Source organism: Ruminococcus sp. J1101004sp1_RTP21198st1_B9_RTP21198_201120, assembly GCF_040924245.1.
GTDB classification, from domain to species: domain Bacteria; phylum Bacillota; class Clostridia; order Lachnospirales; family Lachnospiraceae; genus Blautia_A; species Blautia_A faecis.
Genome location: NZ_JBCOMI010000003.1, coordinates 143,876 through 159,005, shown reverse-complemented (window position 1 = coordinate 159,005; position 15,130 = coordinate 143,876). Strand labels below are relative to the sequence as shown.

At 43.7% G+C, this 15,130-nt stretch carries 15 protein-coding genes; all 15 read left to right on the top strand.

Features of this window, described 5'->3' with window-relative positions; all coding sequences use genetic code 11:
- Positions 1-68: 68 nt before the first annotated feature.
- The 15 genes from def to AB5618_RS03205 all read left to right on the top strand — a co-directional run bounded on the left by def (position 69) and on the right by AB5618_RS03205 (position 15,012).
- Positions 69-551: a peptide deformylase gene (gene def / locus AB5618_RS03275; RefSeq protein WP_368366485.1), complete on the top strand. Its 483-nt coding sequence runs from the start codon at positions 69-71 to the stop codon at positions 549-551.
- Positions 552-1,508 (top strand): methionyl-tRNA formyltransferase, encoded by a 957-nt coding sequence (gene fmt / locus AB5618_RS03270; protein ID WP_256144238.1) that lies wholly within the window; start codon positions 552-554, stop codon positions 1,506-1,508.
- A 4-nt stretch (positions 1,509-1,512) separates the two neighbouring features.
- Positions 1,513-2,226 (top strand): zinc metallopeptidase, encoded by a 714-nt coding sequence (locus AB5618_RS03265; protein WP_294432366.1) that lies wholly within the window; start codon positions 1,513-1,515, stop codon positions 2,224-2,226.
- Entirely contained in the window at positions 2,219-3,568 is a 1,350-nt protein-coding gene (gene rsmB, locus AB5618_RS03260; protein ID WP_294672589.1) for a 16S rRNA (cytosine(967)-C(5))-methyltransferase RsmB, read from the top strand. Before AB5618_RS03265 ends, rsmB begins: the two co-directional genes overlap by 8 nt.
- 10 nt (positions 3,569-3,578) lie before the next feature.
- Positions 3,579-4,619 carry a 23S rRNA (adenine(2503)-C(2))-methyltransferase RlmN gene (rlmN, locus tag AB5618_RS03255; RefSeq protein WP_368366484.1) on the top strand — a complete coding sequence of 347 codons (1,041 nt, stop codon included), beginning with the start codon at positions 3,579-3,581 and terminating at the stop codon, positions 4,617-4,619.
- A gap of 61 nt (positions 4,620-4,680) precedes the next feature.
- On the top strand, positions 4,681-5,427 hold the full coding sequence (locus tag AB5618_RS03250; protein ID WP_294672592.1) for a Stp1/IreP family PP2C-type Ser/Thr phosphatase: 747 nt from the start codon (positions 4,681-4,683) through the stop codon (positions 5,425-5,427).
- Positions 5,421-7,664, top strand: coding sequence for a Stk1 family PASTA domain-containing Ser/Thr kinase (gene pknB, locus AB5618_RS03245; RefSeq protein ID WP_368366483.1), 2,244 nt, complete (start codon positions 5,421-5,423; stop codon positions 7,662-7,664). Before AB5618_RS03250 ends, pknB begins: the two co-directional genes overlap by 7 nt.
- 3 nt (positions 7,665-7,667) lie before the next feature.
- Positions 7,668-8,546 (top strand): ribosome small subunit-dependent GTPase A, encoded by an 879-nt coding sequence (gene rsgA, locus AB5618_RS03240; RefSeq protein WP_368366482.1) that lies wholly within the window; start codon positions 7,668-7,670, stop codon positions 8,544-8,546.
- A gap of 4 nt (positions 8,547-8,550) precedes the next feature.
- A complete protein-coding gene (gene rpe / locus AB5618_RS03235; protein ID WP_368366481.1) occupies positions 8,551-9,222 on the top strand; it encodes a ribulose-phosphate 3-epimerase in 672 nt (223 codons plus the stop codon).
- Positions 9,219-9,908: a thiamine diphosphokinase gene (locus AB5618_RS03230; RefSeq protein WP_368366480.1), complete on the top strand. Its 690-nt coding sequence runs from the start codon at positions 9,219-9,221 to the stop codon at positions 9,906-9,908. Before rpe ends, AB5618_RS03230 begins: the two co-directional genes overlap by 4 nt.
- A gap of 247 nt (positions 9,909-10,155) precedes the next feature.
- A complete protein-coding gene (gene ychF / locus AB5618_RS03225; protein ID WP_021926448.1) occupies positions 10,156-11,253 on the top strand; it encodes a redox-regulated ATPase YchF in 1,098 nt (365 codons plus the stop codon).
- Positions 11,254-11,282: 29 nt separating this feature from the next.
- Positions 11,283-12,641, top strand: coding sequence for a prolipoprotein diacylglyceryl transferase (lgt, locus tag AB5618_RS03220; protein WP_173716059.1), 1,359 nt, complete (start codon positions 11,283-11,285; stop codon positions 12,639-12,641).
- A 392-nt stretch (positions 12,642-13,033) separates the two neighbouring features.
- Positions 13,034-13,465, top strand: coding sequence for a division/cell wall cluster transcriptional repressor MraZ (gene mraZ, locus AB5618_RS03215; protein ID WP_368366478.1), 432 nt, complete (start codon positions 13,034-13,036; stop codon positions 13,463-13,465).
- A gap of 36 nt (positions 13,466-13,501) precedes the next feature.
- Entirely contained in the window at positions 13,502-14,437 is a 936-nt protein-coding gene (rsmH, locus tag AB5618_RS03210) for a 16S rRNA (cytosine(1402)-N(4))-methyltransferase RsmH (protein WP_148461134.1), read from the top strand.
- Positions 14,438-14,451: 14 nt separating this feature from the next.
- Positions 14,452-15,012, top strand: coding sequence for a septum formation initiator family protein (locus AB5618_RS03205; RefSeq protein ID WP_118578198.1), 561 nt, complete (start codon positions 14,452-14,454; stop codon positions 15,010-15,012).
- The last annotated feature ends 118 nt before the right edge of the window (positions 15,013-15,130 follow it).

The window sequence follows — 15,130 nt, the reverse complement described above, 5'->3', positions numbered from 1 at the left end:
GCGTTAAGGTGCAGGGCTTTGAAACAACGGGTATTTCCAAATTCAAAGATAAAGGAGATAACACAGAGATGGCACTTAGAACAATCAGAACAGAGGGAGATTCCGTTTTAGAAAAAATCTGCAGACCAGTAGAGAAAATCGACAAACGTACAAAGGATCTGGTAGGAGACATGCTGGAAACCATGTATGACGCATGCGGTGTTGGCCTTGCAGCTCCCCAGGTGGGTATATTAAAGAGAATCGTAGTGATCGATATTGGAGATGGTCCAATTATTCTTATCAATCCGGAAATTCTTATGACATCCGGTGAGCAGACAGGCGAGGAGGGATGTTTAAGTGTTCCGGGAATGTCCGGTCAGGTTACCCGCCCAAATTATGTGAAGGTAAAAGCTTTTGATATGGATATGAATGAGCAGATATATGAAGGAGAAGGACTCCTTGCCCGTGCATTTTGTCATGAGCTGGATCATCTTGACGGAAAAATGTACACACGTCTGGTTGAAGGTGAATTACATCATGTAAGTTATGACAATGAGGAGGAAGAGGAATAAATGAAAATTGTTTATATGGGAACGCCGGATTTTGCAGTCAATCCCCTTCATGCACTGGCGGAAGCAGGCTATGAGGTGGCTGGTGTTGTGACCCAGCCGGATAAGCCGAAGGGAAGGGGAAAGACCATGCTTCCCACTCCTGTAAAAGAAGAGGCATTGAAACATGGGTTCCCGGTTTACCAGCCTGTGAAGGTACGCGATCCGGAATTTTTACAGGTTCTGGAGAAACTGGAACCCGATATTATTGTGGTAGCTGCTTTTGGACAGATCATTCCCAAAAGCATTCTGGAGCTTCCGAAATACGGATGTATTAACATCCATGCATCCCTGCTTCCGAAATACCGCGGTGCAGCTCCTATTCAGCAGGCAGTTATTGATGGGGAAAAGGAGTCAGGGGTTACGATCATGAGAATGGGAACAGGTCTTGATACAGGAGATATGATCTCAAAGATCGTAGTGCCGATTGCAAAAGATGAGACGGGCGGAACTCTGTTTGATAAGCTTGCAGAAGCAGGAGCGAAGCTTCTTGTTGAGACATTGCCTCACATTTTTGATGGCACAGCTGTTTACGAGAAACAGCCGGAGGAAAGCCCTACTCCATATGCCGGTATGATCACCAAACAGATGGGATTGATCAATTTCGGGAAATCAGCCGAGGAACTGGAAAGACTGGTGCGAGGTTTAAATCCGTGGCCAAGCGCATTTACCTTCTGGAATGGAAAAACTTTGAAGGTATGGGAAAGCTTTGTAGTAAAAAGTGAAGAAACTGGCGCAGAAAAGTCAGAACCTGGAACAGTAGTAAAAACAGACAAAAAAGGAATTTACGTGGCTTGCGGTGAGGATGTTCTGGTACTTTCACAGGTACAGTTAGAAGGAAAAAAGAGAATGGATGCGGATGCATTCCTTCGTGGATGTCATATAGAAACCGGAAGCAGATTCACAGATAAAAAGGAGTGATCTTATGTACGGATATGGATATCCTTATGGATTTTATGTTGATCCTACTTATGTATTGCTGATCATTGGAATGGTGCTGGCACTGGCTGCATCTGGAAAGATGAAAAGCACTTTTGCACGCTATCAGCAGGTGCGCAGCCATTCCGGTCTTACAGGAGCTCAGACTGCCCAGAGGATTTTAAATGCAGCCGGAATTTATGATGTAACGATTGTCCCAATTTCCGGTAGCCTTACAGATCATTATGATCCGAGAACAAAGAGGCTGGCACTTTCACAGGACGTATATGGAAGAACTTCTGTGGCAGCTGTATGTGTCGCTGCCCATGAGTGTGGTCATGCCATTCAGCACAATATAAATTATGCACCGCTGAATATCCGTTCAGCTATTGTTCCAGTGGCAAATATCGGATCTTCCCTTTCCTGGCCGATTTTTCTTCTGGGACTGATCCTTTCCATACCGGCACTTACAACTGCAGGAATTGTGCTGTTTTCACTGGCGGTACTGTTTCAGCTTGTAACACTTCCGGTAGAATTCAATGCTTCCTCAAGGGCTTTAAAAATGCTGGAAAGCACAGGGATTTTAAGCTGTGAGGAAAACAAAGGTGCGAAGAAGGTTCTTACAGCGGCAGCCCTTACTTATGTAGCAGCTCTTGCTTCTTCCATTTTACAGCTTCTGAGACTGATCATACTTTCCGGAGGTAGAAGACGGGATGATTAACGGAATCAATTCCAGGGAGATGATCCTGGAAATTTTACTTGAAATCGAAGAGGGCGAGCACAGCCATGTGGCAATTCGGAATGCCCTTTCCAAATATCAGTTCCTTCCCAAACAGGACCGGGCATTTATTACCCGTGTCTGTGAAGGAACGCTGGAATACCGGATTCAGATTGATTACATTATCAATTCTTTTTCCAAGGTGACAGTTGATAAGATGAAGCCTGCAATCCGGGAAATTTTAAGAAGTGCAGTATATCAGCTGAAATACATGGATAGTGTGCCAGACAGTGCAGTGTGCAATGAGGCTGTGAAGCTGGCGCAAAGAAAAGGCTTTTATAATCTGAAGCCTTTTGTAAACGGTGTTCTTCGTACCATAGCCCGGGAAATGGATCAGGTCCGGTTTCCTCAAAAAGAAGATGATCTGCTGAAATATCTTTCTGTAAAGTATTCCATGCCAGAGGTGCTGGTAACCAGGTGGCTGGAAGCCTATGGAGAAGAAACAACAGAGAAGATACTGGCAGATTTTCTTACGGAACATCCTCTTACCATCAGATGCCGGACTTATCTGAATTCCAAGGAAGAGATTGTAAAAAGTCTGGAAAGTCAGGGCGTTCATGTAGCGCCTGCTCCATATCTGCCTTATGCATACAGCATTTCTGAATTTAACCATATTCTTGCACTGGATGCTTTTATCAAGGGTAAAATCGTCGTGCAGGATGTAAGTTCCATGCTGGTTGCGGAGGTTGCAGATCCGAAGAAGGGCGATTACGTTATTGACGTGTGTGCTGCGCCAGGTGGAAAGAGTCTTCATATGGGAGACAAGATGGAGGGATATGGAACGGTAGATGCAAGAGATGTAAGCCAGTATAAAGTCAATCTGATCGAGGAAAACATCCAGCGTACCAATTCTATTAATGTACAGGCAAGAGTGCAGGATGCTACTATTTTTGATCAGGATTCAGAACTGCTTGCAGATGTTGTAATTGCAGATGTACCTTGTTCCGGGTATGGAGTGATCGGCAAGAAGCCGGAGATCAAATACCGTGTTACGCCACAGAAACAGGATGAAATAGTGATTCTGCAGAGAACCATTCTGGATCGCGCAGCAAACTATGTGAAGCCAAGAGGAGAGTTGATCTTCAGTACCTGTACCATTGCAAAAGAAGAAAACGAAGAGAACATGATGTGGTTCTTGAATAATTATCCATTTAAGCTGGAGAGTCTGGATCCTTATCTTCCAGAGGAGCTGCACTCAGAGACGACTGCACTTGGATATCTGCAGCTGCTCCCGGGAGTACATAAGACAGACGGTTTCTTTATTGCGAAATTCAGAAGAAAATAGGGATATAAATATGACAGACATTAAGTCGATGACGAAAGACGAACTGAAAAATCTGATGACCGAACTGGGGGAGAAACCTTTTCGGGCAAAGCAGATCTACAGCTGGTTACATGAACATCTGGTAACCTCTTATGATGAGATGGGAAACATACCAGGAAAATTAAAAGAAAAACTGAAAGACTATCCCATAGCGGCATTGGAAATGGTGGATGAACAGATTTCTGCCATTGACGGCACAAGAAAATATCTGTTCCGCCTTTCTGATGGAAATGTGATCGAGAGTGTTCTTATGCGTTATAAGCATGGAAATTCCGTATGTATTTCATCACAGGTAGGCTGTAAAATGGGATGCCGTTTTTGTGCTTCCACTATTGGAGGCTGGACAAGAAACCTTCTTCCTTCGGAAATGCTGGATCAGATTTACAGGATCCAGAGCATAACGGGAGAGCGGGTATCTAATGTAGTAGTAATGGGAACCGGCGAACCTATGGATAATTATGATCATATTGTACGCTTTGTACATCTGCTTTCCGACGAAGATGGCCTTAACATCAGCCAGAGGAATATCACCGTATCGACCTGCGGAATTGTTCCGAAAATTTATGAGCTTGCAAAGGAAAAACTGCAGATTACCCTTGCCTTGTCCTTGCATGCACCAAATGATGAAAAAAGACAGGAACTTATGCCTATTGCCCAGCGGTACAGCATGGACGAAGTCCTGGATGCATGTCGCAATTATTTTCAGGAGACCGGCAGGAGAATTACTTTTGAATACAGTCTTGTGGCTGGTGTTAATGACAGTGACGAAGATGCAAGGGAGCTGAGCAGCAAAATCCATGATATTAATTGTCATGTAAATCTAATCCCGGTAAACCCTATTAAGGAGCGTTCTTACAGGCGTTCTACGCATCAGGCTGTAGAGAATTTTAAAATAAAACTTGAAAAATGCGGAATTAATGTTACTATTAGAAGGGAAATGGGCAGTGACATAGACGGTGCCTGTGGACAATTACGAAAAAGTTATATGGAAAAAAGTTACGATCCGCAGTAACGAAAAACTGGTGTTGCTATGTTGAACAACAGTACGAAAAGGACAGAAAGCGAGAAGTGACATGAGGGTATATTCAGCTACGAATATAGGAATGAAGCGGAAGATGAACCAGGATTATGTGTTCGCTTCCCAGGACACAGTTGGAAATCTCCCGAACCTCTTTGCTGTTGCTGATGGAATGGGAGGGCACAATGCAGGTGATTATGCCTCCTCTCACGCGGTCAGGATACTGGTAGATGAAATCAGGGAGGATACGGATTATAATCCTGTAAAGGTAATCCGTCATGCCATTGAGACTGCGAACACAGAAATTATAGAACAGGCGCAGAAGGATGAGAAACTTCGTGGAATGGGAACTACCATGGTAGTAGCCACCATTGTAGGCCAGTATGCTTATGTTGCCAATGTGGGAGACAGCAGACTATATGTGGTGGATAAACAGCTGAGGCAGGTTACCAGGGATCATTCACTGGTGCAGGAAATGGTAAGAATGGGTGAAATCACTGCTGAGGAGGCAAGAAATCATCCGGATAAAAACATTATCACCAGAGCTCTGGGAGCAGAAAAAACTGTAGACGTGGATTTCTTTGATATGCGTCTGGAACCGGGAAGTACGATCCTGATGTGTTCCGATGGTCTCAGCAATATGGTGGAAGACAAAAAAATGGAAGAAATCATATTGAATTCTGATGAGGATATCACCTGGAAAGGAAATACTCTTATCCAGGAAGCCAACAATAACGGCGGCAAGGATAACATTGCAATCATATTGATAGAACCATTCACGAATGAGGTGGAAACATGTTAAAGACAGGTATGATTATAGCAGAACGCTATGAAATTGTAAGTAAAATCGGTACCGGCGGAATGGCGGACGTATATAAGGCAATGGACCATAAACTGAACCGTTTTGTGGCAGTTAAGGTTCTGAAGCCGGAATTCAGGGAAGATGCAACTTTTGTAAAGAAATTCAGAAGTGAAGCGCAGGCAGCAGCAGGTCTTACTCATCCAAACATAGTAAATGTATTTGATGTAGGCGATGATGAGGGCGTTTATTATATCGTAATGGAGCTGATCGAGGGAATCACTCTTAAGGAGTATATTTCCAAGAAAGGCAAGCTTTCGGTAAAGGAAGCTACCAGTATTGCCATTCAGGTATCTATGGGACTTGAGGCAGCACACAGCCACGGCATTGTACATCGTGATGTGAAGCCTCAGAATATTATTATTTCCACAGACGGCAAAGTAAAGGTAACAGACTTTGGAATTGCAAGAGCTGCTTCTTCCAATACCATCAGCTCCAATGTTATGGGGTCTGTACATTACAGCTCACCGGAGCAGGTACGAGGCGGCTACAGCGATGAGAAGAGTGATATCTACTCACTTGGTATCACCTTATATGAGATGGTAACAGGACGTGTCCCTTTTGACGGAGATACTACAGTTGCCATTGCAATCAAACATCTTCAGGAAGAGATGGTACCGCCAAGTGTTTATTCCCCGGATCTGCCGTACAGTCTGGAACAGATCATTATGAAATGTACCCAGAAGAGTGTGGATCGCAGATATAATAAGATGGAGGATGTGATCGAGGATCTGAAGCATTCTCTTATTGACCCGCAGGGAGATTTTGTGAAGCTTACATCTGTAGATACAGATGCTAAGACGGTTGTAATTTCTGATGAAGAGCTTGGAGAGATCAAGCATACTCCGAAGCAGACTCTTAAGCCGGATATAGAAACTCTGGAAAAAGAACTGAATGAGACAAACTACGATGATGATGACGATTTCGGATATGATGATAAGGAAGAGAGCTCGAAAGGCTCCAGAAAGAACCGGGATCGTGAACGAAGCAGAGAGCGGGAAGAGAGAGAAAGACGTATCAAAAAGCAGAAAAGAGGCGTCAGTGTAGCTGGAAGTATTATTGCTCTGATCATAGGTGCCGCAGTTCTGATCGCAGTGATTCTTGTAGTGGGAAAGGCTGCAGGACTGATAGGCGGTAAAGCGGAGTCTTCCAGTCAGCAGGAGCAGCAGGCTCAGGTTACTCAGGCAGCAGATGCAGATGATGATATGGTATCAGTACCGGACCTTATGGGCAAAACAGAGACTGAGGCGCAGGAACTTTGTGCTTCTGTAAACATTGGAATGAGTTACAAAGGCGAGGAAGCTTCCACACAGGAAAAAGGCAAGATTTCTTCCCAGGATCCTGTAGCGGGAACAAAGGTTGCAAAGAATTCAACTGTAAATTATTATTTAAGTAAAGGTTCTGAATCCATCACTCTTACCGATATGTTTGGCCAGAATGGTGCTTCTGCCCAGGAAACTCTGGAAAGTCAGGGATTAACGGTTCAGATTAACAAGATTTACCCGGATGAAAGCCAGTCTTCTATGGTAGACATTGGATGTGTTCTTGATACTGAGCCGGTGGCAGGAACTACTGTTAAGGCAGGCGACACAGTTACTCTTACCATCAGCCGTGGTATTAATTATGGTGACAGTGTACAGGTGCCAGATGTAACCGGAATGGCGAAGAATGATGCGATTGCCAAGCTTGGCAAATTCATTAATATTAATGTGGAAATGCAGATGAGCACAGACGTTGCAGAGGGAACTGTTATCTCTCAGGATCCTGTAGGATATACAGATGACAACCCGGTATATGCAGATCCGGATAACGATACGATCACTCTTACTGTAAGCAGTGGAAGTCAGGATACTTCTTCACAGAATACTGAGGATCCGAGTTCTTCTGATACTACTGCAGCAGCAGTAGCAAATGGCGAAGTATGGAAATGCACACAGAGACTGAATACGCCTACCGGATATAACGGAGGTCTGATCAGACTGGAGCTTGTTCAGAATGTAGGCGGCGATCCAAAAGCAAGCTCTGTGGTAGAAGGACAGCAGCTTACTTTCCCATATCAGCTGGATATTACAGGTGCACCAGGAGTTGCTGAGGGTACTTTATATTTGTCTGAGCAGCAATCTGATGGAAGCTATCAGGAACTTGGCCATTATCCTCTTACTTTTGAGAAAGTTGAGTAATCCATGCAGGGAAAGATCATTAAAGGAATTGCAGGTTTCTATTATATCTATGCGGAAGACGGCAATATTTACGAATGTAAGGCAAAAGGAATTTTTCGAAAGGATAATTTCAAGCCTCTGGTAGGTGATAATGTGGAGATTACCGTTTTGAATGAGGAGGAGAAGGAAGGTAGTGTAACTTCCATTCTTCCCCGCCGCAATTCGCTTATCCGTCCTGCTGTTGCCAATGTAGATCAGGCGTTTTTGATTTTTGCCATGGAGAATCCAAAGCCTAATTTCCTTCTTCTGGACCGCTTTCTGATCATGATGGAGCAGCAGGGAATTCCCGTGGTTATCTGCTTCAATAAGAAAGATGTGGGAGAGAAGGAAGAAATGGAAAAGCTTTACGAAATCTACACTGGATGTGGATATCGTGTAGTGCTTTCCAGTACCTATGAGGGAGAGGGAATGGACGAGATTCATGAGATACTGAAGGGAAAAACAACAGTAGTTGCAGGACCTTCCGGTGTGGGGAAATCTTCCATTACCAACTGTATGCAGGGTGAAGTGCAGATGGAGACTGGTGAGATCAGCAAAAAACTGAAGCGCGGCAAGCATACCACCAGACATTCCCAGGTAATCCCGGTGGAGAAGAATACTTTCCTGGTGGATACTCCGGGATTTTCTTCTTTGTATCTTACCGATATGAAGGAAGAGGAGCTTCGGGATTACTTCCCGGAATTTGTAATGTATGAGCCGCAATGCCGGTTTCAGGGGTGTATGCACATTCATGAACCGGGCTGTGCAGTGAAGGAAGCTCTGTCTGAAGGTGAAATTAGTCAGCAGCGGTATGACAACTATCTGGCTTTATATGAGGAATTAAAAGAGAAAAGGAGATACTAAAACTATGTATCAGCTATGCCCTTCCATTTTATCAGCGGATTTTAACCGTCTGGGCGAACAGATTAAAATTCTTGAAAACGAAGGAGTTGAATGGCTCCATATTGATGTTATGGATGGAGATTTTGTACCAAGCATTTCTTTTGGTATGCCGGTGATCAAATCCATCCGTAAAGAATCCAAGATGTTTTTTGATGTTCATCTTATGGTGACAGAGCCAGAAAGATACATTCAGGATTTTGTAAATTGTGGTGCGGATTCCATCACCGTTCATGCTGAGGCATGTGAGGATCTGGAACGTACTATAGAGCGTATCAAGGATGCAGGAGTGAAAATTGGTGTTTCCATCAAGCCTGCAACTCCGGTAAATGATATCAGCCATATGCTTGAGGATGTGGATATGGTTTTGGTGATGACTGTTCAGCCTGGCTTTGGCGGACAGAAATATATGGACGAGTGTACAGAGAAGATTCAGGAACTGAGAGAACTGATCGATAAAGAGAATCTGAATGTGGATATTGAGGTTGACGGTGGAATCAATGAGGGTACCATAGAGACTGTTATGAAAGCTGGTGCCAATATCTTTGTTGCCGGATCCTGGGTATTCGGCGGTGATATTGCCCAGAATGTCCGCCATATTCAGAAACAGATCGAAGAGATTGGTGACAGGATTGAGTGAAAGATAGAATGATAGATACAGTAATCGTAAGCGGGGGCATGATCCAGAAAGATTTTGCCCTCGATTTTATAAGAAAAATAGAAGAAGAGCGAAAAGGAAAGAAGCTGCTTTTGCTGGCGGCTGACAGAGGACTGGATTTCTTTCGGGAAACAGGTCTTGTCCCGGATATTGTGGACGGTGATTTTGACAGTTTATCAGGTGCTGGAAAGGCATATCTGGAGAGTCTTGACCATACAGAAATTGTCAGACTGAATCCTGAAAAGGATGATACAGATACCCAGTCTACTTTAAATCTGGCAATAAGAAGAGGGGCAAAGAATATTCTTATTCTTGGCGCAACTGGTGGAAGACTGGATCATTTTATTGGAAACATGGGACTTTTGGGATATGGCAGACAAAAGGGTGTCAATGTGATCCTGGCAGATGCTCAGAATTACATCTGTCTTGTGGAAAATGGCCATATTATTCGAAAAGACAGTCAATTCGGAAAATATGTTTCCTTTTTCGCAGCCGGTGAAACGGTTGAAGGTCTTACTTTGAAGGGGTTTAAATACCCATTGGATCATTACCGCCTTACTACAGATAACTGCGGCCGCACCGTTAGCAACGAGATTCAGGAAGAAAAGGCCAAGATACTCTACGAAAAAGGCAGTCTTCTTATGATCATGTCCAGAGATTTGAAATAAATGATGTATTACGAAAGAGAAACACTTCATATTCAATTGGAAATATGAGGTGTTTTTTCAAATTTATCAGATTGTCCAGAGCTTTTGTCTTGATGGAAAGAGTTGGGTATGCTAAAATAAAAAGATGTATAGAGAAGACAATATGGGGCCGGAAATATATCATATTTTTATTGTTTGTGGTATAATAGCAAAAGAATGGCGTAAAGAAATGTCAAACGCCCCTAAAAATAAGGAGATATAGGATAAAATGAAATTAGGTATCGTTGGACTTCCAAATGTAGGAAAAAGTACACTTTTTAATTCCCTGACAAAGGCAGGTGCAGAATCTGCGAACTATCCCTTCTGTACCATTGACCCGAATGTGGGAGTTGTTACTGTGCCGGATGAAAGACTTGCACTGCTTGGTGATTTTTATCATTCCAAGAAAGTGACACCGGCTGTTATAGAATTTGTTGACATTGCAGGACTTGTAAAGGGCGCTTCTAAGGGAGAGGGTCTTGGAAATCAGTTCCTTGCAAACATCCGTGAAGTCGATGCAATCGTTCATGTAGTACGCTGCTTTGAGGATACCAATGTAATCCACGTAGATGGAAGCATCGATCCGATCCGTGATATTGAGACTATTAACCTGGAGCTTATTTTCTCTGATCTTGAGATCCTGGAGAGAAGAATTGCAAAGGTTACCAAGACTGCCCGTATGGACAAAGAAGCTGCTAAAGAGCTTGATTTCCTTCAGAAGATCAAGAAATGGCTGGAAGACGGCAAGATGGCAATCACTATGGAACTGGAGAATGAGGATGAGGAAGCATGGATGGGAACATACAATCTGCTCACTCAGAAACCGGTAATTTACGCTGCAAATGTGGCAGAGGACGATCTTGCAAATGATGGTGCTGACAATGCGCATGTACAGGCTGTAAGAAAATATGCTGCGGAGCAGAACAGTGAAATTTTCGTAATCTGTGCTCAGATCGAGGAAGAGATTTCCGAGCTGGATGAGGATGAGAGAAAAATGTTCCTGGAGGATCTTGGACTCAAGGAATCAGGACTTGAGAAGCTGGTTAAGGCAAGTTATCATCTTCTTGGACTTATGAGCTTCCTGACCTCCGGAGAAGATGAGACCAGAGCATGGACCATAAAGATTGGAACCAAGGCTCCGCAGGCTGCAGGTAAGATTCATTCTGATTTTGAACGTGGATTCATTAAAGCTGAGGTAGTAAACTATCAGGATCTTCTTGACTGTGGCTCCTATGCAGGTGCAAGAGAAAAAGGTCTTGTAAGAATGGAAGGTAAGGATTACGTAGTACAGGATGGCGATGTGATCTTATTCCGTTTCAATGTCTGATAAGTAATAGAAACAGAGGGATAGCATAAATGTCAATTCAGTTTCCGAATCTGGGAATAAACCTGGATTATGTGGGGAAATCCATTCAAATATTTGGATTTGAGATTACATTTTTTGGCCTTGTAATAGCTCTGGGAATGCTTCTGGGAATGGGATTTGTGATTCTGGAAGCGAAGCGCTGCGGCGAGAATAAAGACGATTATCTGGAAATGATGATCATATCCCTGCTTCTGGGTGTGGTCGGATCCAGAATGCTTTATGTTTTATGTTCCTGGAATCTTTATAAGGGCAATATTATTGAGATCTTTAATGTGAGAAATGGCGGACTTACATTCTACGGCGGTCTGTTTGGAGGAATGCTGGGAGCTGCCATTTACTGCGGCGTGCGCAGAAAATCTTTTATGCAGATGGCAGATACTGCCAGCATGGGAATCGTTATTGCGCAGATAATAGGAAGGTGGGGAGATTTCTTTAACAGGGAATCTTTCGGTGAGTATACCAACAGCATATTTGCAATGCAGCTCCCTTTATCTGCTGTGCGTTCCAGCGAAGTGACATCTGCAATGAGGGAAAACCTGGAGACAATAGGTGGAACTTCTTATATTCAAGTACATCCGGTTTTCTTATACGAGAGTCTTTGGTGTCTGCTTTTGTTTCTCCTGATGCTTGTGTGGAAGCGCAAAAAACATTTCCACGGAGAAGTATTTCTGAAATATCTGGCAGGATATGGTCTCGGACGATTTTGCATAGAACTTCTTCGAACAGACAAGCTTATGATTCCGGGAACTTCTGTTGGAATTTCCCAGCTGATCTCAGCAGCACTGTTTGTAATCTGTGCTATGATCGCAGTTGTGGAAGAAACCATGGCGAAAAAGAGGGCGGCAAGGCGCAGACGCAGGAGAGAACAGGACTATGAAGCGCAGGAAAGAGCAGCCAGAGAAGCTGAAGCAGAAGAATACAGAGACCGGCTCAGACTGGAGAGAGCTTTTGCAGATGGAGATGCCGCAGGTGTTCCGGAAGTCTATAACGGAACAGCATCTGCTTATGAACATGATTCCGAAGAATCAGAAGAAACTTCGTCTGTGGAAGAAGAGCATCCGGAAGAAGATCCTCAGGATGAAAAGAACACAGAGAAAATCGTGGAAGAGGAAAATTCAGTTGCTGAGGATTTCTATGAGAAGGACTCAGAGAAAGATACAGAAGAAATTTCTGAGGAGGAAGCTTTGCCAGAAGCTTCCGGTACAGAAAATTATGTGGAAGAAAATGCCGGGATTTCTGAAGAAGAAACTGTTGCTGCGAAGGGTCCGACAGCTTCAGAAGAAGATGAATGGTTGTATAGCCAGCCGCGCAGATTTGCGAAAAAACCTGCCCATGAGCAGAAAGATTGATCATATGATTGTCAGATACCTGAATCTGGACTAAACAAAACGTTATTTTGGTGGGAGCGAATCCCACTGAAGTGGCGTTTTTTTGTGTGTAATAGGTAATTTCGCTGGAATTTCCGGCAATATAAAAAGTCCTGCAGGGCAGGATTTATTTGTATATAAAAATTTTTTGACTGCATTTTCGCTGTTTGTAAGGACTTTGTAACAGAATTATGTAATAGATTTCATAATTTCCCACTTGTAATTTAGGGGCAAATGGGTTAGAATGGGTTCATAAGTGGTAGGAAGTGGAGAAAAGTGGTGACAAATGGGGACGAAGTGGCAGAACTTCCATTTGTTTCCCGTCATGAGATACGAGGGGGAGACTCGTATTTCACGAGAGTAGGTGAGTTTTTATGTTCATGGGCGAGTACAATCACACAATCGACGCGAAGGGGCGTTTGATCATCCCGGCGAAATTTCGGGAACCTTTAGGTGAGGAATTTGTTCTTACCAGAGGACTTGATGGTTGTCTTTATATTTATCCTATGGATGAATGGGAAGCCTTTGAAGAGAAACTCCGTGTATTACCACTTACAAATAAAGACGCTAGAGCCTTTTCGCGCTTCTTTGTTGCAGGTGCAACAACATGTGAACTGGACAAGCAGGGGAGAATTCTCGTACCACAGACGTTACGTGAGTTCGCTGGTCTGGAGAAAGATGTTATTCTGGCTGGAAACTTAAGCAGAGTAGAAGTCTGGAGCAAGGAGAAATGGAGCGAGAATTGCAATTATGACGATATGGACAGCATTGCTGCCGACATGGAGAACATGGGAATCGTCATCTGAGCATAAAATAAGCGAGAAATCCAACAGGAGACGGAAATGGAATTTAAACACAAATCTGTATTACTGGACGAGACCGTTGGCGGGCTGAATATTAAGCCGGATGGAATCTATGTGGATGGCACTTTGGGCGGCGCAGGACATGCCATTGAGGTATGCAGGAAACTTTCTGCCAAGGGGAGATTTATTGGTATAGATCAAGACCAGGATGCGATAATTGCTGCGAGTGAACGGCTTGCCGCCTTTGACCAGGTGACAATCATTCGCAGCAATTATTGTTACATGGTACAGGAGCTTGCCGCAAGGGGAATTCACAAGGTTGATGGTATTGTTCTGGATTTGGGAGTATCCTCCTATCAGCTGGACAATGAGGAACGTGGATTTACCTATCGGGTAGATGCACCTCTTGACATGCGCATGGATCAGAGACAGACACAGACTGCCAGTGACATTGTTAACGGTTATGAAGAAAGAGAACTGTATCGCATTATCCGCGATTACGGTGAAGATAAATTTGCGAAAAATATCGCGAAACATATAGTAGCAGCAAGACAGCAGAGCCCCATTATGACAACGGGCCAGCTTACACAGATCATCCGGGAATCCATACCTATGAAGATACAGGCAGCAGGAGGCCATCCGGCTAAGCGTACGTTCCAGGCAATCAGAATTGAGCTGAATAAGGAACTGGATGTTCTTCGTGATTCACTTGATGGGATGATTGATCTTCTGGATGATGGCGGAAGGCTTTGCATTATTACGTTCCATTCACTGGAAGACAGAATTGTAAAAACAATTTTTCGAAAAAATGAGAACCCGTGTACCTGTCCACCGGATTTTCCGGTATGTGTGTGCGGAAAGAAATCCAAGGGGAGAGTTATCACAAGGAAGCCAATTCTTCCAAGTGATGAAGAAATGGAAGAAAACCCGCGTTCTAAGAGTGCTAAGCTTAGAATTTTTGAAAAAAAAGTTTAAAAGAAGGGTAAAAAATGGCGGAGACAGGCAGACATACGAATACTGTGTCAGGTAAAAGACGTCCACAAAATGTGTATGTTGATGGCAACACTGTCCGAAAAGTCCAGGAAGTTCCTGAGCGGAGAGAGTACCGTCAGCCAGAGCATTCTGTTCGTAAAAATAAGGCAAAACCAGAGCTGACCACACCAGAGCAGCAGGTCCGGGGGAACAAGCCGCTTAGTAAGGCAGCCAGGAGAAACCGTGCGAAAGCCAATAATATGAACCGTAATTTTGCCATATTTCTGGCTGCACTTGGTATCCTTATTGTGTTTTGCAGTATTAATTATCTGAAATTGAAAACAGAATGCACCAGTAAAAGAAGCCAGCTGGCCACTCTTGAATCCCAACTGGCCGAGCTGAAAGAAGACAACGATGCATATGAGAGCCAGGTGACTTCAAGTGTTGACCTTGAAAGAATCCGGAAAATCGCCATCGGACGTCTGGGCATGAAATATCCAAGCAACCAGCAGACAGAAACCTATGCGACTGAAGGCGGCAGCTACGTAAGACAGTATCAGGACGTGACCGGGAAGTAATGGGAATGAAGGCAGGTGTTTGATTGACTACTCTGAGAAGAAAAACAAAAAGAAAACCTATAAAAAAAATAAATCACAGTATGAAAAAAAAGCTGTCAATACTGCTCTTTTGCGTATT